Origin of the sequence: Streptococcus sp. DTU_2020_1001019_1_SI_AUS_MUR_006 (assembly GCF_032340315.1) — a bacterium.
Classification (GTDB): domain Bacteria; phylum Bacillota; class Bacilli; order Lactobacillales; family Streptococcaceae; genus Streptococcus.
In genome coordinates this window covers 625,074-644,627 of sequence record NZ_CP135436.1, presented here as the reverse complement: position 1 = coordinate 644,627, position 19,554 = coordinate 625,074, and the positions used below count along the sequence as shown (strand labels likewise).

Sequence of the window (19,554 nt, the reverse complement as noted above, 5' to 3'; positions counted from 1 at the left end):
TCACCCCCATGGTCTCACCCCTGCAAGTTGAATATATCGCCCATAATAAGGGCTTAAACCCTCGCTAGGTGTTTCTATCGTCTGTGTACTTCCTCGCTCCATTTGGGCGCTTTTTTTACGGTCTCGGCGGTTTAGATAAACCAGTAAGCCAATCAATAGCACGGAAACAAAAATCGCCTGTGTGTTGCTTAAGTCTAGCTCGTTCATTTCATCGCCTCCTCAAACTGCTCTATAAGACAGTCTTTACTTACTTTCTGAGTCCCATTTTTAGACTTAAAAATGATATCCTTCAAGGTTACAGTAGCCTCTAAATACTCCTTTTCAGCATGTTCTATATACGCCTGTTGCTCTGCTTCGTTGTCAAAAAAGTGCTTAGCTTGACGTTTAAAGAAGGATTGTCGCATAGCGTCCATTTCAAAAATACCAGGGTGGAAAAACATTCCCGTAGTGCTTTTAGAGACTGCCTCTATTTTATGGCATTCATTCAATTCAGGAAGTTCAATCCAAAGTAAGCGGTGTAAATTTTCTTTGATAGTTTTTAATTGTCCTGATAAGAGTCCTATTCTTAAAAAATCATTGTTTTCGTCTGCTTGGTGTAATTCCATACTAATTCTATCCAAGTTTTTAGCGATAATATCGTATGTTGTTTCTGTCATAGTCTACTACTCCTTTTTCTTGCCTGTTTCCTATACATGATTAGCACCACTCCAAACGCTGGGCGTTTTCCCCATGTTGCCGTACGCTTGTAGCGGTGTTTCGTGGGTAATCACCCACATTTTTTCTAAACAAGTGCCTAGACTCGCCCTGTCAGCACTTGATTTTCAAAACCTTTTCTAATTGCTTGCCTGCTTTTCGGTTTTTTAGTTTTTCTTTGTTTCGTTTTCGATTTGATCGCCTAATCTTTTCCAGGCTCTATCAAATTCATCACGTTGGATTTCTTTACTATGTAATTGCCTTGCTAACTCCATAGCTCTACGCATGAATCTAGCAAAATGTGTTTTTTCTTCCACTTCTAGCCCTCCATCATGTCATAAAGTAAGGCATAGTATTTATCTGGAATCCTATCCAAGGCTTTCAGTCCGTCATGTTCTGCTTTTTGTCTAGTTTCTGCCTTAACTGTGCTATCAAAGGCTATAGAAAAGGCATTTAACATAGCCTTGTAGCGGTCTACACTCTTCAAATAGCGACCACGTTCCCCAAGTTCCTTGTCTTCTAGTTCTTCTTTTACAGTATCGTCCAAGAGTTCAAACTTAGTGTAAACTCCTTTTTCTACTTTAAAACCTAGTCGCTTGTTTTGTCTGAGATTGTAAAGATTAACCTTGCAACTATCTAGGTTACGGTAGCCTAACACTCCTGCGATTTCTTCTAAGTTTTTGCCCTCCAGTTCAGGCAATTTTTCAGCAATATCCTTGAATTTTACTGCTTGATGTTGTTTTCTCATTGTGTACCTTGTCTTTCTATGCTATAATCAAGGTATAGAAAAAATATCTATACCCTAGATTTCGTCGCTTGCTCGCCTCGTCCAAAATTTGAGCAAGTGACTTTTTTTGTTATCTTGTTTCATGCTTTTGTCCCTGACTTGGGTTTATATAGCAAGTCTTTACTTTCGATAAGATCAAGAATCCAGCTGAGTCCCTGCTCAACTGTTTCAAGAAATGCGCCCAGGTCTTCACTTTCTAAGCCCTCGTAGTTCATACAAAGATACTCGGCTAGTTGTCTGTCTTTCTCAACTAGCTTTTTAAAATCCTTGAAATACTTGGGAATTTCTAGCCCCTTGGCATTTGTAACTGTCTTAAAATCGTTGTCCATTAGTTCGCTCCTTTCTAACTATAAAATAGTTCGTCTATTGTTATGTCTGGTTCGATTTCTGCAACCATTGACTTAATCTCTAGGCGTTCTTTGTCATTGAATAGCGTTTTACCTAATTCTTTGTTGTTGTATGACTGCAAAGAAATTTTTAGCTTATCCGCCATTTGTTGCTGAGTCAGTCCTAACATAACTCGATAACCTCTTAGTTTCCCCATAGGTTTCCTCCTCTCTAAAAATATCCCTCCATAAATAGATTGAAAGTGTAAAAGGTTGGAGAGAACGGACATTTTTGTCCTTTACACGTTTTATAATATCAGACATTTTTGTCCACGTCAAGCATTTTTTTAATTTTTTACAGACATTTTTGTCTTTTTTTAAAAATAAATGTTATAATTAGCAACGAAAGGTATTATGAATAATGAATAGATTGAAAGAATTAAGAAAAGAAAAAAAGAAGTCTCAGAAAGAAATAGCCAACTTTTTAAAAATAAATGAAAAAACTATATCTCGGTGGGAAAATGGAGAAAGTCAAATTACTCTCAAAAATGCTGCTCAACTAGCTGATTATTTCGGTGTACCTCTTGCTTATTTATTAAATCAGGAAGAAGAGTGGGAGAAACTTCAAGAATTACACCGAAAACTCCCAACTGTAAAAGAATTTGATGAACTCCATTTCAAAAAACAAGAAAATCGCTTTAAAAGATTTGTCCAATTTGTATCAGACGAAGATATGAAAGTAAAGGATAGAAATCTAGTCCTAATATTTAACTTGCTAGTCTCTTCTGATGAAACTTTTGGAGTAAACCAGATATATCCCTTTCCATTAGATGAAAAAGATGAATATCATTTTACAAACCAAGAAAAAAGCGAATAATAAGCACCATATCCGCCTTGTTTCTTATTCTGGTACAATTTACCGTCTGACTGCTTAAAATCGAAAATAAGGAGGTTCTCATAGCCCCTCGCATGGACTAAACTCAAAACCTTTTCTAATTGCTTGCCTGCTGATGGAAAGGAATACAATGCAAATCAAACAAATCACAAAAAAAGACGGTTCAATAGTATATCGTGCTAATGTCTATCTTGGTATTGATAAAGTTACTGGCAAAGATGTAAAAACAAGCATAACTGGAAGGACAAAAAAAGAACTTAAGCAAAAGACAAAAGAAGCTGAAATTGCTTTTTTACAAAATGGATCTACCAGGTTTCAGGCGTCAACCATTACAACTTACAAAGAGCTTGCTGCTCTCTGGTGGGAAAGCTACAAACATACAGTAAAACCTAACACACAGTTAAACGTTAGAAGGTTACTAGATAACCATATCTTACCTTTATTCGGTGCTTACAAGCTGGATAAACTAACTACCCCACTTATTCAAAGCATAGTCAACAAACTTGCTGACAAAACCAATAAAGGGGAAGAGGGGGCATTTCTATATTACGATAGCTTACACGCTCTAAATAAGCGTATTTTACAGTATGGTGTAGTTATGCAAGCTATATCTTTTAATCCTGCTCGTGAGGTAATATTACCTCGCAACACACAAAAAGCAAATCGAGAAAAAGTAAAGCACTTTGATAACCAGGAATTAAAAAAATTTCTTGATTATCTCGATAGTTTAAACTTGAATAAGTTTCGTTATTACTACGAGAATACACTTTATAAATTCTTACTTGCTACTGGTTGTCGTATCAATGAAGCTTTAGCTCTTTCCTGGTCTGATATTGACTTAGATAATGCCGTTGTGCATATCACAAAGACTTTAAATTACAAACAAGAAACTAATAGTCCAAAATCAAAATCAAGTCTTAGGGATATAGATATAGATCAAGCGACTGTTAGTATGCTGAAGCAGTACAAACACAGACAAGTACAAGAAGCTTGGCAACTTGGGCGCTCTGAAACTGTGGTATTTTCTGACTTTATTCATGAGTACCCTAATAATCGAACCTTACAGACTCGGTTAAGAACTCACTTTAAACGGGCAAAGGTAACTAATATAGGCTTTCATGGTTTCAGACATACTCACGCTAGTCTCTTGCTTAACTCTGGAATACCTTACAAGGAACTTCAGCACCGTTTAGGACATTCCACTTTATCCATGACTATGGACATTTATAGCCACCTCTCAAAAGAGAACGCAAAAAAAGCAGTCTCATTCTATGAAACTGCACTAAAAAGTTTATAACTGAACAAATAACTGAACAAACCCAGAAATCAACGTTTTAAGACAAAGCAAAAAGCCCACTGTTGTAGGCTTTCAGTAAGATATTTCTTAAAATTAAAGCATCTTGTTGTAGAATTCAACGACAAGGGCTTCGTTGATTTCTGGGTTGATTTCATCACGTTCTGGCAAACGAGTCAATGAACCTTCCAATTTTTCAGCGTCGAATGATACGAATGCTGGACGTCCAAGAGTAGCTTCTACTGCTTCAAGGATTGCTGGAACTTTCAATGATTTTTCACGAACTGAGATCACTTGACCTGGAGTTACGCGGTATGATGGGATATCAACGCGTTTTCCGTCAACAAGGATATGACCGTGGTTTACGAATTGACGAGCTTGACGACGAGTAGTCGCAAGACCAAGACGGTAAACAACGTTATCCAAACGGCGTTCCAAAAGAAGCATGAAGTTGAAACCTAGGATTCCGCCTTTGATTTTTGTAGCTTGTACGAACAAGTTACGGAATTGTTTTTCACCTACACCGTAAGTGAAGCGAAGTTTTTGTTTTTCAGCCAATTGCAAACCGTATTCTGACAATTTAGAACGGTTGTTTGGTCCGTGTTGTCCTGGTACGTAGTTACGACGTGCCAATTCTTTACCTGTACCTGTAAGTGAAAGGCCAAGGCGACGAGCTTGTTTCCAAGATGGTCCTGTATAACGTGACATGTGAATGTCCTCCTGATATAAATAATATTTCGGTGGAAATAGTCACTTAGAAAGCCCTGATTCGTGCAGATGCCCTTCGCCTAAACAGCCAAGGTTACTTATTATAAGACACCTGTTGACGAGCTTCATGCTTTCCTGCTGATATTTCACACAAAATCCATTTTACCATGAATGGCTAGATTTGTAAAGGGGGGGTTAAGCTTTATTTTCACTAGCAGAAAGGTTGAGAAGGAGAGTAAAGGTACTTCCTAGGCCGTACTGGCTGGTAACTGTGATTTCTCCACCTAATTGATGGGCCAATTCGCGCGCAATCGCAAGACCTAAGCCATGACCACCTGTTTTCATGTTACGAGAAGTTTCTACACGATAAAGGCGTTTGAAAATATTTTTTAAATCCTCTGGGGCAATGCCCTGTCCCTCATCGGTCACACTGATTGAAAGCTGGCTATCCTCCAGTTTAGCTACCACTTCCAGCTTGGTTCCTGGAGCAGAGTATTTAAAAGCGTTATTGACCAGATTCACCAAGATACGAGAAAGTTTGGCATAATCTCCCTCAATTCGGGCAGACTCGGGGATTACCTGCAAATGGACATCTCGCTCCTCCTGCTCAATCAAGAACTGAAATTCACTCATGCACTCAATCAAGAGTTGGTCCAGAAAAATGCTGTCCTTGCTGATTGTTTCGACCTGATTTCTAGCTGTATTTAGAGTCAAAAAATTCAACTCCTCAACCAGTTTATTGAGTCTTTCCGTCTGGCGCCCAACAGTTGCTAGATAATGTGCTTGTTCTCCTTCCTTGATAACCCCATCCAAAATCCCTTCTACCGTCGCTTGGATTGAAGTGATTGGAGTCTTGATATCATGCGATAGCTGGGCAATCATCAAGCCCTTTTCTCGTTCGCTTTCTTTCAAGGAATCAAAGGTCGCCTGCAAATCATGGGACATTTCATTGAAGGCTTGGCCTAATTGCTGAAATTCCACAGGCCCTTGAACCTCCAGATTTGAAGAAAAGTCCTTGTCCGCTACTCGCTTGGCATGTTCCTTGAGTTTGCCCAATGAAGTAAAGACTGGTGATAGGAGAAAGAGACTAATCCCAGCACCGACAAAACTAGCCACGAGAGTCATCCCCACTAGGAAATAAATTTCTCTTTCGTCAATTAGCATTCGCTGGACTGCCCAAAAAACTACGATAATCGTTAGGAGTGTTGAAATGATATAACCCACTAGAATATAACTTTTTAATTTCATTGACTACCTCGTGCTTTCTCAATTTTGTAGCCCAAGCCCCAAACCGTTTTGATGGTAGGCGTTTCTGCACTGGCATGTTTAGCCAACTCCTGTCGAAGAGCATGAATATGAACATTCAGGGTATTGGTATCATCCACATAGTCTTCTTGCCAGACCTTTTCATAGAGATCTGTCTTAGAGAAAACCCGCTTTGGATTGCTTGCTAAAATCCATAAAAGTTCGAAGGATTTGACTGTTAAATCAAGCGATACACCTCCGATATAGACCTCATGACTACCGTGATTCATCCGTAAATCCCCGAGACTGATGACCTCTGTCTCACCTCCACGATGAAGGCGACGCAAGATATTGTGGACACGTAAAACCAGCTCACGAGGGCTAAATGGCTTGGCAATAAAGTCATCTGCCCCCAAGCTCAAACCGTAAATCTTGTCCTGCTCACTGGTCTTAGCCGTGATAAAGAGAAAAGGCTGATCTGGAGATTGATACTGAACCTCACTAATCAAATCATAACCATCCATCCGAGGCATCATGATATCTGTAATAATCAAATCAATCGGTTTTCGCTTGAAGATTTCCAAGGCCTCTACTCCATCATGAGCCACCAAAACCTGATACCCTGCCTGAACCAGATAGCGTTGATGAATATCTGTGATTTCTACCTCGTCGTCAACGAGTAAAATGGTCTTTCCCATCTATCTCTCCTTTGAAAAAAACAGTGCTATACTACAATAGTATAACACTATTTTAATCGCTTTACGAACATTCTAAACTATATCTGGGTTTTTCAAATCCTAGATAGAAAGTCTGTAGCTAGACTAGTCATTTTCCTCTTTTTTAGCTTTCAAACTGAGGCCACCTAGTAGTCCAGCCAAGGCGAGTCCAAGGAAGCCAATAGGAGCCATTGATGTTTGGTCTTCTCCAGTATATGGAAGCATGTCTTTTTTGCCTTTCATTTGATCAGCCATCATCGGACTTGACATCTTGTTATTAGATGCCATCTTGCCTTCATCAGGCATTTTGCTTGTGGCTGCTGAAACTTGATCTTGTTTCATACTTGGTGTTGCCATAGGTTGTCTGGTATTCATGGTTTTGTCCTGCTCTTTGTTAGGCATCATCTTATCCTGACTAGCAGCTGGCATGTGAGATTTCATATTGGACGCATCTTGATGACTATTCATCATTGGAGCCGTCATAGCTGAACCATTAGAAGATGGGACGGAACCTGACTGCATCGGAACAAGAGACTGATGTCCATTCAAGTTCACTGTCAAATCTTTTGTAGCTACGAGGTTGCTCAAGTCTGCCTTGCCGTCCTTCGCACCATAAACCTTGATAGTTGCCTTGTAGCTGTGAGTTCCATTTTGTTTCAAGAGATCAAGTAAGTCTTTATCAGATTTACCTTGAGTTCCTGCCAAATCTACTTCATAGAAGTAAAGACCTTTGCCCAATTTCTCTACTGGTGGGAGAGCAGGATTTTTAGCCGAACCATTGTCTGACCATGGAGCCTTGTCTGAGGCTTTCAAGATAAGGCGTGTCAACATACCGTCACCGGCGAAGAATTCATATGGAATGACTTGGTTAACACCGGCTGTGAATGGACCTGGGAAATTAGCTTTGTCCAAGTATGTAGCTGGAACATCTACTGTGTCTTTGGTATTGTCAGCCACGCCCTTTTGCACTTCAGCTGGAGTAGTCAAGCCATTCAAGTTCACTGTCAATTCTTTAGTTGCTACGAGGTTGCTCAAATCAGCTTTGCCATCTTTGGCACCGTACACCTTGATGGTTGCCTTGTAGCTTTTCGTACCATTTTGTTTCAAAAGGTCAAGCAGCTCTTTATCTGATTTACCTTGAGTACCTGCCAAGTCCACTTCGTAGAAGTAAAGACCTTTGCCCAATTTCTCTACTGGTGGGAGAGCTGGATTTTTAGCTGAACCGTTGTCTGACCATGGGGCCTTGTCTGAGGCTTTCAAGATAAGGCGAGTCAACATACCGTCACCAGCGAAGAATTCATATGGGATAACTTGGTTAACACCGGCTGTGAATGGACCTGGGAAGTTGGCTTTATCCAAGTAAGTAGCTGGAACATCTACTGTGTCTTTAGTATTGTCAGCCACGCCTTTTTGGACTTCAGCTGGAGTGGTTGCTGATTGAGCTTCACTTGCCGCAGGTTTAACCGCATCTTCTGTTTGTTTCTTAGATTCTGGTCGGGCTTGCACTTCTTCTTTGGGTGCTACCACTTGGTCTTTAGCAGTCACATCCGCTTTTTCTGGAGAGCTTGTCGTATCCACACTTGCTTTAGGTGTTGGAGCAGACTGTTCTGAAGAAAGATCTACATCGACTGCTTTTTTGAGAACCTCTGCTGGTAAGTCGCTCTTTTCACTCACCGAAGTAGCGTCTGGCACGACTTGGGCAGGAGTCGGATTGACGACATCAGCACGTGCAGAACTTGGTTGACCGACTAGGACAAAGAAGCCACTAGCCACAACAACTGAAGCAACACCTACACTGAGGCGGCGAATAGACCAACGAGTATATCTCTGATTTGGATTGAATTTCATAGGATTCTCCTTAGAGTTTTTCTTTATTTGATGACTCTAGTATAATCTCCTAAAATTAAAAAGGATTAAGAAAAAGTTAAAATTTTTCTTAAATCCCTCTTATAAAATACTTATATTGACTCAATAGTCGTTGAAAAAAAGAATAGTCATTCCTCTTTTACTCACTAAGGCTTGCTAGGGTATCCAAATATTGGTTATTAATCACCGCCATGATATAGGTATCCGATTTTAATAAATCATTTGGTCCAAACTGTACATCTAAGGGAGCATTTTCGTAGTCACGAAAACCGAGGATATTGAGATTGTACCGTCCTCGAAGGTCTAGTTGACTAAGACTCTGCCCTGCCCAGGACTGTGGAATTTTCATCTCGACAATCGAGACATTCTTGTCCAACTGAAAGACATCCACACTGTTATTAAAGAGAATCGTCTGTGCCAACGAACGCCCCATCTCAAACTCTGGTGAAATGACTGAATCTGCACCGATTTTTTCAAGGACTTTTTTTGCTGTATGGCTTTTAACCTTAGCAATAACAGTCGGTACACCCAGACTCTTGCAATGCATGACTGCAAGAACACTAGACTCTAGATTTTCACCAGTTGCGACGACTACGGTATCGCAGGTATCAATTCCAGCTGATAGCAAGAGCTCTTCATCGGTGATATCTCCAACAACACCACGCACCAAGACTGGTTCAAATTGATTGATTCGTTCCTCATGGTTGTCAATAGCGATAATATTTATATCATGCTTGGCGAGAGCAGCCAGAACACTACTCCCAAAAATACCCAAGCCTAAAATTCCGATTGTCCGATCTGACATAGTTTATCCTTTCTTATCCTATGGTAATATCCGCTTTCATATAGTGGATCATATCTTTCTTATCTGGTCGATACTCAGCCAAACTAACTAATAGCGTCAGAGGTCCGATTCGCCCAATAAACATCAATAGCATGATGACGCTAAGCGCTAGCTTACCTAACTCTGGTGTCAAATTAGCTGTTACTCCAACCGTGGCAAGCGCTGAAATAGTTTCAAACATCAGGTAGATAAATTTCGGATTCCCTTCTACTGTTATTCCTAGTAAAATCAAGCCAACCAGAAAAGTCAATAAGAAAACAATAAACACACTGAATGATTTTTGAACTGTCCGAGGTTCAATAGTTCTCCGAGCCACATTTGCATGAGGTAACCCTAGAAGTTCACTGCGTGCGAATACCAACAAGACAAAGAAGGTTGTGATTTTTAGTCCCCCTGCTGTACCGCCAGGTGCCCCACCCAGAAACATCTGCAAAATATAGATCATCAAGGTAACAGGTCTAGCCTGAGTAAAATCAATAGAAGCAAAACCGGCTGTTCTCATGCTGACAGTTTGGAAGAAACTAACCAGCAATTTATCAGGGAAGCTGAGATTGCCAATCGTTCCCGAATTGTTCCACTCTATCAAGAGGGTTGAAACTGTTCCAGCAAATAAAATCCCCGCTGTTAAGAAGAGGACTAGCTTAGTATGGAAACGAAGACGACGCTTTTTCTTCTTTCCTAATTGGGTAGCCAAGTCGAACCAAACCATGAAACCTAGACCACCCGTAATAATCAATCCTGCAATCACTAAATTAATCAAAGGATCAGTTTGAAAAGCTACTAAACTTGTACTTCCAAAATTATCAAAACCAGCATTACAGAAAGCTGAAATAGCTACGAAAATGGAAGTAAAAAGTCCCCGTCCCCAACCAAACTCGGGGACAAAACGAAAACTTAGCAGAAAGGCTCCGAAGCCTTCTACTAGAAAAGTCGTCACGAAGATGGAACGTAGAAAATCCCTCAGAGACTGGGTTTCTTCGAAGCTAAAGCTCTCCAGAATCGTTTCTCGACCTCGAAGACTGAGTTTTTGCTTGCCCTGGATATAGAAAATTCCGATAAAGGTCATGAGACCCAAACCACCAATCTGAATCAAGAACATACAGATCAGCTGCCCCCAGACATTGTAGGTCGAAGCGACAGGTAAGGTAAAAAGTCCTGTCACACAGACCATGGATACTGCTGTAAAGAGATGGTCGAAATAGGTCGCTTGGGAGCTTGTTGCTTGCACAAATGGCAGACTCAAAAGGAGAGAGCCTGCGAAAATAACCAAAGCAAAACTTAAAAAAATTCGACGAGCAGGTGATAAACGCCCTAGAACGGTATTTATTTTTTCAACAATTAATTTGAATAACATAGCTACATTGTACCATAAAACAGTTAAAGCAGTCACATATGACTAACGATCTCAAGACAGATACCTAGCGCCTTATCAAAAGCTTCTGCACCCCAATCGCGACTATCATAATTTTCTAAATCTGCTAGAGAGTCTGCTGTGAATAGAAGTTGTCCCCACACGACTCCACGAAGCCGGGCAACTGCTGCAAGAGCTGCACACTCCATCTCCACAACTGCACATCCCTCTTCCTTACGATAGGCAACTTTTTCAGCTGTTTCTCGGTAAAAACCGTCTGTCGACCAAGTCATAACCTCTTCATAAGGAATGCCTAGTTGTTCCAAGACTTGCTCGATAGCAGAAATCGCTTCTACATGTACATCCATATAACGAGAAGGGGGTGCATAATGGTAACTAGCTCCTTCATCACGCAGGGCACGAACCGGAACCAGAAAGGCATTTTCTTCTATACTAGTTAGTACTCCACAAGTACCAGTGGAAATGATTTTCTCCACACCGTAACCAATCAACCAATCCATAAACTGGGCTGCAGGGGCAGAACCAACAGGAGCCTGAGCCAGACACACTTCCTCACCCTTGTAACTCATGACATAAACAGGATAGGTTTTAGTGGCAGACACAAACTCCCCAACGCACTCTGCTCCCGCTTCCTGAGCATAGCGGTCAATCTCCTCCTCCAAAAACGCATAGATGCACTTCTTTGGCAACTGTAAATCTAAGCCTTCATGGTTGGGCATGATAACTGCTTGAGGATTGTCATCAAACTCTAAAATAGGAATAGCGTGTTTCTGAATCATAGAATACCTCCTCTAAATTTTTACTATTGTATCAAAAATAGAAAGAAAGTCAAGGTCGAGTCGCAATTCAGAAAAATTGAATTTAAATAGGAAACAACAATTAAATGCTTTTTTCGTCATAATAAAATTGCTATAGCTTAAGAAATAGTTTATAATAGATTGAATTTTTAAAAAAAGTGGAGGTTCTTATGAAATTCTATTCCTATGACTATGTGCTCAGTCAGATTAGTCAACAGAATTGGGTCATGATTATTGTATCAGCTTTACTGCTTATCGTGACTGGATTTTTTGCATTTAAGGCTTTTAAAGATAAGAGAGGAAGTAAGTTCCGTGAATTATCGATTATTTCTATTTTGACTTTAATTGCTTTTGTATTGATTAGCATTACGAATCTTCAAAGCAGTCAATCCAATGATAATCAATTTCGTAGTTCCTTACACTTCATCGAGATTGTATCAAAAGAGTTAGGTGTTGATAAAAAAGATGTTTATGTCAATACTTCGGCTATAACCGATGGAGCTATTATTAAGGTTGGTGACAATTTTTATCGTGCGATTAGCGGAACTGACCAAGATAGCTATTTATTAGAAAAAATGGAACTGTATAAATCAGATGTTGAACTCGTGGAGGTTGAAAAATGATAAGCTTTTTTGCTACAATTGCGATTAAATTGGCCTTGGGGCTTCTGTCTCTTGTTTTTGTTATCAATGTAACAGGTAAAGGAAATCTAGCACCAAGTTCTGCAGTAGACCAAATACAGAACTTTGTTCTCGGGGGTATTATCGGCGGGATCATCTACAATAGTTCAATCACCATCATCCAATACATTGTTATCCTCATTATTTGGACTATTCTCATTTTGCTCCTCAAATGGCTGAATACTAATGTTTCCTCCATTAAACATCTGATTGACGGAAAACCTACGATTATCATTAAAAATGGGAAATTAGATCCAGAAGCTTGTCGCTCAAAAGGTCTTGCAGCTGCAGATGTAGCTCTTAAATTGCGTGCTCAAGGAATTTTCCAACTAAAGGAAGTCAAGAGAGCTGTGATTGAGCAAAACGGACAACTAATTGTCGTAAGAATGGGTGACGAGAATCCTAAGTACCCAGTCATTACAGACGGCGTTGTCCAAGTTGAAATTCTAGAAACCATTGGCAAAACTGAAGAGTGGCTAACAGAACAATTGAAAGAAGAAGGCTTCGAAGAAGTGTCTAATATCTTTATCGCCGAATATGATAAAGGTCAATTGAATGTTGTAACCTATTAAAAAAAATAAACTGATGCTTTTCGTATCAGTTTTTTGCTTTTTAATAATAAAGGGTGTATACTTAAATTAATATCTGATGTAATTTAGATAATACAAAAATTAACGGAGGTATCCCCCATGTCAATCGAAGAAAAATTCAACCAAGCTAAAGGTTCTGTTAAAGAAGGTTTTGGTAAACTAACTGGCGATACTAAAACTCAAGCAGAAGGAGCTGCAGAAAAAGTAGCTTCAAAAGCTAAAGAAGTTGCTGAAGATGCAAAAGAAGCTGTCGAAGGTGCAGTAGCTGGTGTAAAAAACATCTTTAAAAAAGACGGAGAATAATTCTTTCTCGTCCTAATAACATAAGAAACTCTTATTCCAAGCTGTTAATATGCTAGGGATAAGAGTTTTTTCTTTAAATTATTATGTTTTTTAATATTAGAAAATACTTCTTATGATGTGTTGCTCAACCTAAAGCAAAAAGAACTAATTCCTATACTCCTCCTATTTCCACAAACCACCTAAGATTTGTTTTTCCAATAAGCCTAAGTCCTCTTCTCTCATTTCGCCATTGACGCCAACGACATATAGTTGAGAGAAGTAAGCTAACAATGGACCTATACAGATGCGAACCATTTGAGGAATCGTTATCTCTGGATTTACACGTGGATCTGCTAGCAATTCCTTATGAAGCACTCGAAGTTTATCTTGAATAGCATTCCAGATAAAAATCTGTTCATTTTTTAGTTTTTTATTTGAAAAACTCTCTTGTAGAATGATTTTCATCAAGGCACGATTTTTTTTGAGATAGCTCATACGATTATGGACGAGATAACGAACCCTCTCTTCTGTCGTTTCAAAAGCTAAGAGTTCCTCAAAAAAACTACCGAGAATGCCTGGGACTACAGGATGTAAAATAGCCGTCAGTAAATCATCCTTCGTCTTAAAATACTTAAACAAAGTTGCCTGGCTTAGTCCAGCACGCTCAGCTATGTGAAGAGTTGAGGTCCCATGGTAACTCCTGGTTGATATGAGATCCACTGCTGCCTGCATGATTTTTTTCTTTCCTTGAGGGTAATTCGCTTCTTCTAAGTAATCTTCAAACGATTCAAAAACAGTCTTATCCATCCAATCTTCACACCTTTTTAGCATTATTTATGTTGATTTCTAAACTTTACGATAACGACGCAATCCAACAATATTGAGAATTGTTAAAATGATCAAGAAAATCATTAAAACACCAAGATTTGACAAAATATCACCAAGATTGTGTCCGTAAAGAATAATCTGGCTTATTGCATCACCAGAATAGGTTAATGGCAAAAATTTCCCCACAGTTGGAGCCCATTCTCCCATGGATGACAATGGAATAATTCCTGAGAAAAAAAGTTGGGGCATAATCACGAGAGGAATAAATTGCATCATTTGGAATTCTGATTTTGCTAGAGTAGACAAGAGAATTCCAAAAGCTAGTGCTACAAGAGCCAGTACCACATTAACTATTATAACATTTAAAATATTTCCTACAACTTCTACATCTAGTAGCCAAATTGCTGCTAAAACGACAACTGCCGTTTGAAAAATCGCAATAATACCGTAAGACAACATATAGCCATAGACGATTTCAGAACGTTTCACTGGGGTTGCTAACAAGCGATCCAAGGTTCCACTTGTTCGCTCTTTCAACAGTGCCATACCAGAAATCAAAAAGACAAAGAAGAAGACCACAAAGCCAATTAAAATTGGAATCATACGTGCAAAGAATCCAGTATTTTTATCTCCATATTGGTAAGATTCTTTGATTTCAGGCGCCTTTTCATCTAATTTCAATTGTGGAAGAGCTTGTTTGACACGAGATAATAACTGATCGGTGCCTTCATTGACGATACTTGTTCGTAACACTTGTCGTGTCATAGTTGTTTTAGAAGCATCCGTATTTGCGTAGTCGACCTGATACTCACCATCTTTATACGATATGACTGCATCTACTTTCTCGTCAGCTAGAGCTTTTTTAGCCTGATCTAAGTCTTGATAAGTCTCGACGTCCACATGATCGAGCTCATCCATTTTTGTTACCAAACCAGTTGGTAGATCTTGTGTCGCTAACTTGACATTCACGGTTGTACTAGCTGAAAACATGAGGTTCATCAGCCACATAATAAATACCGGCGCTACAAACATCATAGCCAAGGTTCGTTTGTCACGAAGCAATTCTTTGATAACTTTTTTAGCAATAGCAATGGTTCTCATCTTACTCTCCTTCTGCTTTCAAAAAGACTTCTTCAATACTTGAAACTTGATAACTATCTTTTAAGTGTTGCGGTGTATCAAAAGCAATGATTTTTCCACCTAATAATAAGCCGACCTTATCCGTTAACTCTGCTTCATCCATAACATGGGTAGTAACTAATATCCCTACCCCATTGTCTCTAAGCGCGAATAATTCTTTCCAGATTTTCTTTCGAAGAGAAGGGTCGATTCCAACTGTCGGTTCGTCCAAAATCAAGAGCTGAGGATTCCCCAGAAGCGCGACGGCTAAAGACAAGCGTCGCTTCATTCCTCCAGAATAACCGGATACCGTTTTATTCAAATGCTCTGTCAGATCCACAACTTGAGCCACATGGGCAATTTCAGCTGTCAGATCTCTTTTGGATAGCCCTTTTAGCTGACCAAAAAATTCTAGATTTTCTTGACCTGACAAGGCCTCATAAAGAGCATCAGACTGAGCCATATAGCCAATATCACCTAAAATATGACGATTTGGCATAGTATGGTCCAAGACTAAAGCGATACCGCTATCCGCCTTTTCCATTCCTAGCATGGTTTTAATCATAGTTGATTTACCAGCACCTGATGGACCGATTAGACCAATGATTTCTCCAGGCTGTAAATCAAAACCAACGTGATCTAAGACCATTTGACGACCAAAAGATTTTTCTAAATCTTTTAAATGTAACAATTTTTTCATTTGAATCCTCCTAGGTGAGTATTTACTCACTTTTGAAATATAAAACTATTATAGTGAGTATCCACTCACTTGTCAAGTTGAAAGTTGATAGTTGAAAAAAATCTCCCTTCTCTTTCGAGAAAGGAGATTTTCTTTTATGGTCGTCCACCAGGGCCTCCATTTCCTTGAGGGCCACCTCCAGGTGCCCCTCCACCTCCAGGCATAGAATTTACAATCTCAGTTTGTTTTTCACCGTTGAGGTAGATATCTCCACCTGTATAGGTCGCTGTTCCATCAAAGTCAAATCCAGTTTGACCTGTCATTTTGATGGTTCCACCATTGACTGTGATATTACCGTTTGAGTCAATTGGATCTGTATCCCCTTGACCAACTTCAACTGTCAAGTTCCCACCATTCATAGTGAAGAAAATTTCACTTTGTTGGGCATTTTTGTTGGCCGCATTGACACCATCATCTGTTGAGTATATGGTGATGTCTCCACCGTTGATAGTGATTGACTTACCTTCAAGCCCTTCTGTAGAATTCTTAACAGTATAGGTACCACTATCAATCACCAAATCACCTGATGCGTGGATACCATCGTCCCCTGCAGTAACAGTGATGGTATTATCAGAGAGATACATGGTTCCTACAGAAGTATCGTCATCATTATCAACCTTAACTCCGTCTTCCTTGGCATCGATAGTCATGGTTGTTCCAGTAATGTTAAGTTCGTCATTGACATTAAAGGCATCTCCGACTGCTGTGATATTGTAAGTACCACCTGTGATGTGAAGTGTGTCGTTGGCCTTGATAGCATTGTTTTTCTTACCATCTACATTGAGAGTTCCTTTCCCATTGATGGTCAAGTCCACTTTAGAGAAGAGGGCCGCATCAGCTTTTTCATCACTATTAGAAGCAGAATCTGAGAGGCTATTGGTTGTGCCATCTGCTAGAGTTAGGTAAACATGACCAGCCGATGTTGCAGAAATAGCTGCATTGGTATTGGTCATGGTAGCGCCGTTTAGTACGATATGTACATCATCAGAATTTCCAGCTTCGATCTTAATTTGAACACCGTCAGATTGACCAGATATGACATAGGTACCTGACTTAGAGATTGTAACGGTAGATCCTGATACGGCAACTCCGTCACCTGATATCTCCGCTGTTGATCCTGACAAGGTTACAGTTGCTGCTGTCTTTTCATCATAGGAAGTATCATAGTCCTTGTCTGTAAAATAGCTAGTTTTCTTAGCTTCTGTAGTTGATGTCGTTTTCGTTGTCGCAGTATTGCTAGCTGTTGTATTTGAAGTTGACTGGGTACATGCTGTTACCAGTGCTAGAGTTGCTATACTCGTTAATAAGAATGTCCATTTTTTTGCTTTCATGCTCGTTTCCTCGTCTTTCATTTTACATGCTCTTAGTCTACGGATCTTTCCTAAAAGAAGCCTAAACTTTTTCTGAAAGTTTTCTTAAGTTTAGTTTCAATTAAGTTAAATTTAACAAAAGTTTTAGAAAATCCCCCTAAAATCAAACACAAGCAAGTTCACCTTGTTTAAAAATAGTATAACTAAAAGCAAGAGGAGAAGGACTTATGAAACCAATCGAAACAACTTTTAAACGGATTGAAACCAAATATGTTGTCTCCAAAGAAATTTTAGATAAACTCATCCAAGATTTAAAGGAATATTTAGTAGAAGACGACTATCCAATTTCAACTATTTCAAATATCTACTTTGATACGGAAGACTTTGCTGTGCTCCAAGATGATGATTTTGGAAATAAGCGAAAAGAAAAGGTTCGGATGCGGACCTATCTCAGCCAACCTAAAGCAGATAGTCAAGTATTTTTAGAAATTAAAACCAAGGACCAAGAAGGAGTTGGTCGCAAATTTAGACTACTCTCAACTCCTATTTCTATCCTTAACTTTATGACCAAAGGGCACTTGGATGCTAGTATTACTGATACAGTTGTCATTGAAAAAGTTAAAAAGCTTCACCAAGATTACAAGCAGGCTATCAAGCCTCGTATGTACATCTACTACGATCGTTATTCATTAAAAGAAAAAAAATACATCGAGGGCTACGACTATAATAAAATTCGTATCACCATTGACCAAAATCTAGTCTATAGAGATGAAAATGTCAGTCTCTTCGCAGGAAATCAAGGGGCTCCTCTATTAGATGACAATACTGTGATTATGGAGATTAAAGCACCTGGAAACAAACCTCAGTGGTTACAAGACATTCTAGACAAGTATGGTTTGATGGAGCACAAATTTTCAAAATACAGTTGTGCTTACCACAAATCTCAAGGGCTTCCTTATGCACCACGTCCCAGTATAGAAAGCGCAGGTATCGCTTATGCTTAATCTATTTAATTCCATTTTCAACAACGCCACTGCAAGTGCAGATCCCTTCCAACTACTGCTGGCACTTCTAGTCAGTCTAGTCCTCGGTTTGGCACTTACTTGGACCTACAAATATCGAACCCTCTACACCAGAGAATTTGCTATCAGCTTGACTCTGCTTCCCTGCCTTATGACCTTGGTTATTTTTCTGGTCAATGGGAGCTTGGGTACTTCGATTGCTGTAGCCGGAACCTTTAGTTTGATCCGTTTCCGTTCTGCAACGAGTGGATCAAGAGAACTGATTGCTATTTTCCTAGCCATGATTATCGGTCTAGCTTGTGGAACAGGCTATCTCTTCTTGGCTATTCTCTTCACCCTCTTTATCTTGGGTGTTTGGTTCCTTTTGGAAAATCAACAGATTAAAACTGACAATCAACGCCGTAGACTTTTGACAATCACGGTAGCTAATCAAGAGAAGATTCAAGATGCTATCCAATCTACTCTTGACCAATTCTGCTCAGAAGTTGACATGATTACAATTAATAGCACTAACGCAGGTGATAATCTAACAATCGTCTATGAAGTCGAGCTAAAATCTGATACCGATGACTTCCAAGTCGCTAGCTATCTTACACGCAACATTGCTGAATGCGATGTGGCATTGACTAAAAAAGCTAAAAAGAGAAAAAATCTCTAGCAAAAAAGAACAGCATTTCGCTGTTCTTTTAATTCTCTTTGACTGGAATTTCTTTGATAACTCGTGCTGGGTTGCCTGCCAGAACTACATTATCACCAAAAGATTTAGTAATGACCGCTCCTGCTCCTGCAACGACATTATCCCCTAAAGTAACACCCGGAAGGACAATGACACCACCACCTGCCCAAAAGTTCTTACCAATCGTGATGGGTTTGCCAAATTCTAATCCCGAGTTTCGTTCATCGGGATCCAGCGGATGAAGAGGTGTTAAAAACTGACAATTAGGACCAATCATGGCATTATCACCAATAGTAATCGGACATACGTCCAACATGGTCAGATTCCAATTGGAATAAAAATTTTCTCCCAAATGAATATTGACACCATAATCCACCACCAAGCGAGTATTGATATAGAGATTTTCACCAGTAGAACCAAACCATCCTTTGATGATTCCCATACCTTTTACTGGATCTACCTCTTCATTAAAAGTGGCTTGCTTTTGTCGCGCTGTTTGTGCTAGAGAACGGAGGTCTGGGGCGAATGGGTGATAGGGTTCTCCCGCGATCATTTTTTGATATTCTGTTTTCATGTTTTAATTTCCTTGCTTTTTTAGATGATTGTAGCATAGTATTGTATCTCGAGCAAGTTAAAATAAGTCGCTCTTTATGAATTGAAAATGTGAGTAGAACGCAAACCTAACATTAAATACAAAAAGCGAGCAAAGCCAGTTTTCTGACAATCAGAATTCTGCCTTGTTCGCTTTTTTATCTAGTGGATCCT

25 protein-coding genes are annotated in these 19,554 nt (G+C 39.5%); 7 read left to right on the top strand and 18 right to left on the bottom strand.

The annotated features are described in order from the left end of the window. The 6 genes from RRU92_RS03220 to RRU92_RS03195 all read right to left on the bottom strand — a co-directional run bounded on the left by RRU92_RS03220 (position 1) and on the right by RRU92_RS03195 (position 2,024). Complete coding sequence (locus tag RRU92_RS03220; protein ID WP_315640407.1) at positions 1 to 207, bottom strand: hypothetical protein; 207 nt, start codon at positions 205 to 207, stop codon at positions 1 to 3. Then, a complete protein-coding gene (locus RRU92_RS03215) occupies positions 204 to 656 on the bottom strand; it encodes a hypothetical protein (RefSeq protein WP_315640406.1) in 453 nt (150 codons plus the stop codon). The genes RRU92_RS03220 and RRU92_RS03215 overlap by 4 nt, the downstream gene beginning before the upstream one ends. A 204-nt stretch (positions 657 to 860) precedes the next feature. Beyond that, the gene (locus RRU92_RS03210) at positions 861 to 1,010 is read right to left on the bottom strand and encodes a hypothetical protein (RefSeq protein ID WP_315640405.1); all 150 of its coding nucleotides are present in this window, start codon (positions 1,008 to 1,010) and stop codon (positions 861 to 863) included. 2 nt (positions 1,011 to 1,012) lie between these two features. Further along, complete coding sequence (locus RRU92_RS03205) at positions 1,013 to 1,441, bottom strand: hypothetical protein (protein WP_315640404.1); 429 nt, start codon at positions 1,439 to 1,441, stop codon at positions 1,013 to 1,015. 119 nt (positions 1,442 to 1,560) lie between these two features. Continuing rightward, on the bottom strand, positions 1,561 to 1,809 hold the full coding sequence (locus tag RRU92_RS03200; protein ID WP_315640403.1) for a hypothetical protein: 249 nt from the start codon (positions 1,807 to 1,809) through the stop codon (positions 1,561 to 1,563). A 14-nt stretch (positions 1,810 to 1,823) separates the two neighbouring features. Next, positions 1,824 to 2,024, bottom strand: coding sequence for a helix-turn-helix transcriptional regulator (locus RRU92_RS03195; protein ID WP_315640401.1), 201 nt, complete (start codon positions 2,022 to 2,024; stop codon positions 1,824 to 1,826). A gap of 203 nt (positions 2,025 to 2,227) precedes the next feature. Between RRU92_RS03195 and RRU92_RS03190 the strand changes: the two genes are divergently transcribed. Together RRU92_RS03190 and RRU92_RS03185 are read left to right on the top strand one after the other, a co-directional pair. Next, positions 2,228 to 2,683 carry a helix-turn-helix transcriptional regulator gene (locus RRU92_RS03190; protein WP_315640400.1) on the top strand — a complete coding sequence of 152 codons (456 nt, stop codon included), beginning with the start codon at positions 2,228 to 2,230 and terminating at the stop codon, positions 2,681 to 2,683. Between the two features lie 148 nt (positions 2,684 to 2,831). Then, complete coding sequence (locus RRU92_RS03185) at positions 2,832 to 3,998, top strand: site-specific integrase (protein ID WP_315640399.1); 1,167 nt, start codon at positions 2,832 to 2,834, stop codon at positions 3,996 to 3,998. 93 nt (positions 3,999 to 4,091) lie between these two features. Here the strand turns inward: RRU92_RS03185 and rpsD are convergent, their stop codons facing one another. The 7 genes from rpsD to RRU92_RS03150 form a co-directional block, all read right to left on the bottom strand. Next, on the bottom strand, positions 4,092 to 4,703 hold the full coding sequence (rpsD, locus tag RRU92_RS03180) for a 30S ribosomal protein S4 (protein WP_000092756.1): 612 nt from the start codon (positions 4,701 to 4,703) through the stop codon (positions 4,092 to 4,094). A 195-nt stretch (positions 4,704 to 4,898) separates the two neighbouring features. Continuing rightward, complete coding sequence (locus tag RRU92_RS03175; protein ID WP_315640394.1) at positions 4,899 to 5,951, bottom strand: HAMP domain-containing sensor histidine kinase; 1,053 nt, start codon at positions 5,949 to 5,951, stop codon at positions 4,899 to 4,901. Next, positions 5,948 to 6,646 carry a response regulator transcription factor gene (locus RRU92_RS03170; RefSeq protein ID WP_315640392.1) on the bottom strand — a complete coding sequence of 233 codons (699 nt, stop codon included), beginning with the start codon at positions 6,644 to 6,646 and terminating at the stop codon, positions 5,948 to 5,950. Before RRU92_RS03170 ends, RRU92_RS03175 begins: the two co-directional genes overlap by 4 nt. A 123-nt stretch (positions 6,647 to 6,769) precedes the next feature. Continuing rightward, positions 6,770 to 8,512 (bottom strand): SSURE domain-containing protein, encoded by a 1,743-nt coding sequence (locus tag RRU92_RS03165; RefSeq protein ID WP_315640390.1) that lies wholly within the window; start codon positions 8,510 to 8,512, stop codon positions 6,770 to 6,772. A gap of 157 nt (positions 8,513 to 8,669) precedes the next feature. Further along, positions 8,670 to 9,335 (bottom strand): potassium channel family protein, encoded by a 666-nt coding sequence (locus RRU92_RS03160; protein ID WP_075232388.1) that lies wholly within the window; start codon positions 9,333 to 9,335, stop codon positions 8,670 to 8,672. A 13-nt stretch (positions 9,336 to 9,348) separates the two neighbouring features. Next, on the bottom strand, positions 9,349 to 10,728 hold the full coding sequence (locus RRU92_RS03155) for a TrkH family potassium uptake protein (RefSeq protein WP_315640389.1): 1,380 nt from the start codon (positions 10,726 to 10,728) through the stop codon (positions 9,349 to 9,351). 32 nt (positions 10,729 to 10,760) lie between these two features. Continuing rightward, complete coding sequence (locus RRU92_RS03150) at positions 10,761 to 11,525, bottom strand: nucleoside phosphorylase (RefSeq protein ID WP_315640388.1); 765 nt, start codon at positions 11,523 to 11,525, stop codon at positions 10,761 to 10,763. Between the two features lie 188 nt (positions 11,526 to 11,713). Between RRU92_RS03150 and RRU92_RS03145 the strand changes: the two genes are divergently transcribed. The 3 genes from RRU92_RS03145 (at position 11,714) to RRU92_RS03135 (ending at position 13,116) form a co-directional block, all read left to right on the top strand. Continuing rightward, a complete protein-coding gene (locus tag RRU92_RS03145) occupies positions 11,714 to 12,166 on the top strand; it encodes a DUF3290 family protein (RefSeq protein WP_315640387.1) in 453 nt (150 codons plus the stop codon). Next, positions 12,163 to 12,795, top strand: coding sequence for a DUF421 domain-containing protein (locus RRU92_RS03140; RefSeq protein WP_315640385.1), 633 nt, complete (start codon positions 12,163 to 12,165; stop codon positions 12,793 to 12,795). Before RRU92_RS03145 ends, RRU92_RS03140 begins: the two co-directional genes overlap by 4 nt. A 117-nt stretch (positions 12,796 to 12,912) precedes the next feature. Then, positions 12,913 to 13,116, top strand: coding sequence for a CsbD family protein (locus tag RRU92_RS03135; RefSeq protein ID WP_049503389.1), 204 nt, complete (start codon positions 12,913 to 12,915; stop codon positions 13,114 to 13,116). Between the two features lie 162 nt (positions 13,117 to 13,278). Here RRU92_RS03135 and RRU92_RS03130 read toward each other — a convergent pair whose 3' ends face one another. The 4 genes from RRU92_RS03130 to RRU92_RS03115 form a co-directional block, all read right to left on the bottom strand. After that, positions 13,279 to 13,902: a TetR/AcrR family transcriptional regulator gene (locus tag RRU92_RS03130; RefSeq protein ID WP_049508119.1), complete on the bottom strand. Its 624-nt coding sequence runs from the start codon at positions 13,900 to 13,902 to the stop codon at positions 13,279 to 13,281. Between the two features lie 39 nt (positions 13,903 to 13,941). Next, positions 13,942 to 15,024 carry an ABC transporter permease gene (locus RRU92_RS03125; RefSeq protein ID WP_006154045.1) on the bottom strand — a complete coding sequence of 361 codons (1,083 nt, stop codon included), beginning with the start codon at positions 15,022 to 15,024 and terminating at the stop codon, positions 13,942 to 13,944. A gap of 1 nt (position 15,025) precedes the next feature. Further along, the gene (locus RRU92_RS03120; RefSeq protein ID WP_021144116.1) at positions 15,026 to 15,742 is read right to left on the bottom strand and encodes an ABC transporter ATP-binding protein; all 717 of its coding nucleotides are present in this window, start codon (positions 15,740 to 15,742) and stop codon (positions 15,026 to 15,028) included. Between the two features lie 134 nt (positions 15,743 to 15,876). Continuing rightward, entirely contained in the window at positions 15,877 to 17,112 is a 1,236-nt protein-coding gene (locus RRU92_RS03115) for a carbohydrate-binding domain-containing protein (protein WP_315640383.1), read from the bottom strand. A gap of 206 nt (positions 17,113 to 17,318) precedes the next feature. Here RRU92_RS03115 and RRU92_RS03110 point away from each other — a divergent pair, with 206 nt between their 5' ends. Continuing rightward, positions 17,319 to 18,095: a polyphosphate polymerase domain-containing protein gene (locus RRU92_RS03110; protein WP_315640382.1), complete on the top strand. Its 777-nt coding sequence runs from the start codon at positions 17,319 to 17,321 to the stop codon at positions 18,093 to 18,095. Then, positions 18,088 to 18,771, top strand: coding sequence for a DUF4956 domain-containing protein (locus RRU92_RS03105; RefSeq protein ID WP_315640381.1), 684 nt, complete (start codon positions 18,088 to 18,090; stop codon positions 18,769 to 18,771). The genes RRU92_RS03110 and RRU92_RS03105 overlap by 8 nt, the downstream gene beginning before the upstream one ends. 28 nt (positions 18,772 to 18,799) lie before the next feature. Here RRU92_RS03105 and RRU92_RS03100 read toward each other — a convergent pair whose 3' ends face one another. Further along, complete coding sequence (locus tag RRU92_RS03100; protein ID WP_315640380.1) at positions 18,800 to 19,363, bottom strand: sugar O-acetyltransferase; 564 nt, start codon at positions 19,361 to 19,363, stop codon at positions 18,800 to 18,802. Positions 19,364 to 19,554 lie beyond the last annotated feature (191 nt).

Coding starts and splice junctions, on each gene's coding strand:
- RRU92_RS03150 (WP_315640388.1), bottom strand. CDS start 11,525: ATGATTCAGAAACACGCTATTCCTATTTTAGAGTTTGATGACAATCCT.
- RRU92_RS03155 (WP_315640389.1), bottom strand. CDS start 10,728: ATGTTATTCAAATTAATTGTTGAAAAAATAAATACCGTTCTAGGGCGT.
- RRU92_RS03195 (WP_315640401.1), bottom strand. CDS start 2,024: ATGGGGAAACTAAGAGGTTATCGAGTTATGTTAGGACTGACTCAGCAA.
- RRU92_RS03105 (WP_315640381.1), top strand. CDS start 18,088: ATGCTTAATCTATTTAATTCCATTTTCAACAACGCCACTGCAAGTGCA.
- RRU92_RS03100 (WP_315640380.1), bottom strand. CDS start 19,363: ATGAAAACAGAATATCAAAAAATGATCGCGGGAGAACCCTATCACCCA.
- RRU92_RS03115 (WP_315640383.1), bottom strand. CDS start 17,112: ATGAAAGCAAAAAAATGGACATTCTTATTAACGAGTATAGCAACTCTA.
- RRU92_RS03175 (WP_315640394.1), bottom strand. CDS start 5,951: ATGAAATTAAAAAGTTATATTCTAGTGGGTTATATCATTTCAACACTC.
- RRU92_RS03220 (WP_315640407.1), bottom strand. CDS start 207: ATGAACGAGCTAGACTTAAGCAACACACAGGCGATTTTTGTTTCCGTG.
- RRU92_RS03145 (WP_315640387.1), top strand. CDS start 11,714: ATGAAATTCTATTCCTATGACTATGTGCTCAGTCAGATTAGTCAACAG.
- RRU92_RS03190 (WP_315640400.1), top strand. CDS start 2,228: ATGAATAGATTGAAAGAATTAAGAAAAGAAAAAAAGAAGTCTCAGAAA.
- rpsD (WP_000092756.1), bottom strand. CDS start 4,703: ATGTCACGTTATACAGGACCATCTTGGAAACAAGCTCGTCGCCTTGGC.
- RRU92_RS03170 (WP_315640392.1), bottom strand. CDS start 6,646: ATGGGAAAGACCATTTTACTCGTTGACGACGAGGTAGAAATCACAGAT.
- RRU92_RS03140 (WP_315640385.1), top strand. CDS start 12,163: ATGATAAGCTTTTTTGCTACAATTGCGATTAAATTGGCCTTGGGGCTT.
- RRU92_RS03120 (WP_021144116.1), bottom strand. CDS start 15,742: ATGAAAAAATTGTTACATTTAAAAGATTTAGAAAAATCTTTTGGTCGT.
- RRU92_RS03160 (WP_075232388.1), bottom strand. CDS start 9,335: ATGTCAGATCGGACAATCGGAATTTTAGGCTTGGGTATTTTTGGGAGT.
- RRU92_RS03125 (WP_006154045.1), bottom strand. CDS start 15,024: ATGAGAACCATTGCTATTGCTAAAAAAGTTATCAAAGAATTGCTTCGT.
- RRU92_RS03200 (WP_315640403.1), bottom strand. CDS start 1,809: ATGGACAACGATTTTAAGACAGTTACAAATGCCAAGGGGCTAGAAATT.
- RRU92_RS03165 (WP_315640390.1), bottom strand. CDS start 8,512: ATGAAATTCAATCCAAATCAGAGATATACTCGTTGGTCTATTCGCCGC.
- RRU92_RS03185 (WP_315640399.1), top strand. CDS start 2,832: ATGCAAATCAAACAAATCACAAAAAAAGACGGTTCAATAGTATATCGT.
- RRU92_RS03215 (WP_315640406.1), bottom strand. CDS start 656: ATGACAGAAACAACATACGATATTATCGCTAAAAACTTGGATAGAATT.
- RRU92_RS03135 (WP_049503389.1), top strand. CDS start 12,913: ATGTCAATCGAAGAAAAATTCAACCAAGCTAAAGGTTCTGTTAAAGAA.
- RRU92_RS03205 (WP_315640404.1), bottom strand. CDS start 1,441: ATGAGAAAACAACATCAAGCAGTAAAATTCAAGGATATTGCTGAAAAA.
- RRU92_RS03110 (WP_315640382.1), top strand. CDS start 17,319: ATGAAACCAATCGAAACAACTTTTAAACGGATTGAAACCAAATATGTT.
- RRU92_RS03130 (WP_049508119.1), bottom strand. CDS start 13,902: ATGGATAAGACTGTTTTTGAATCGTTTGAAGATTACTTAGAAGAAGCG.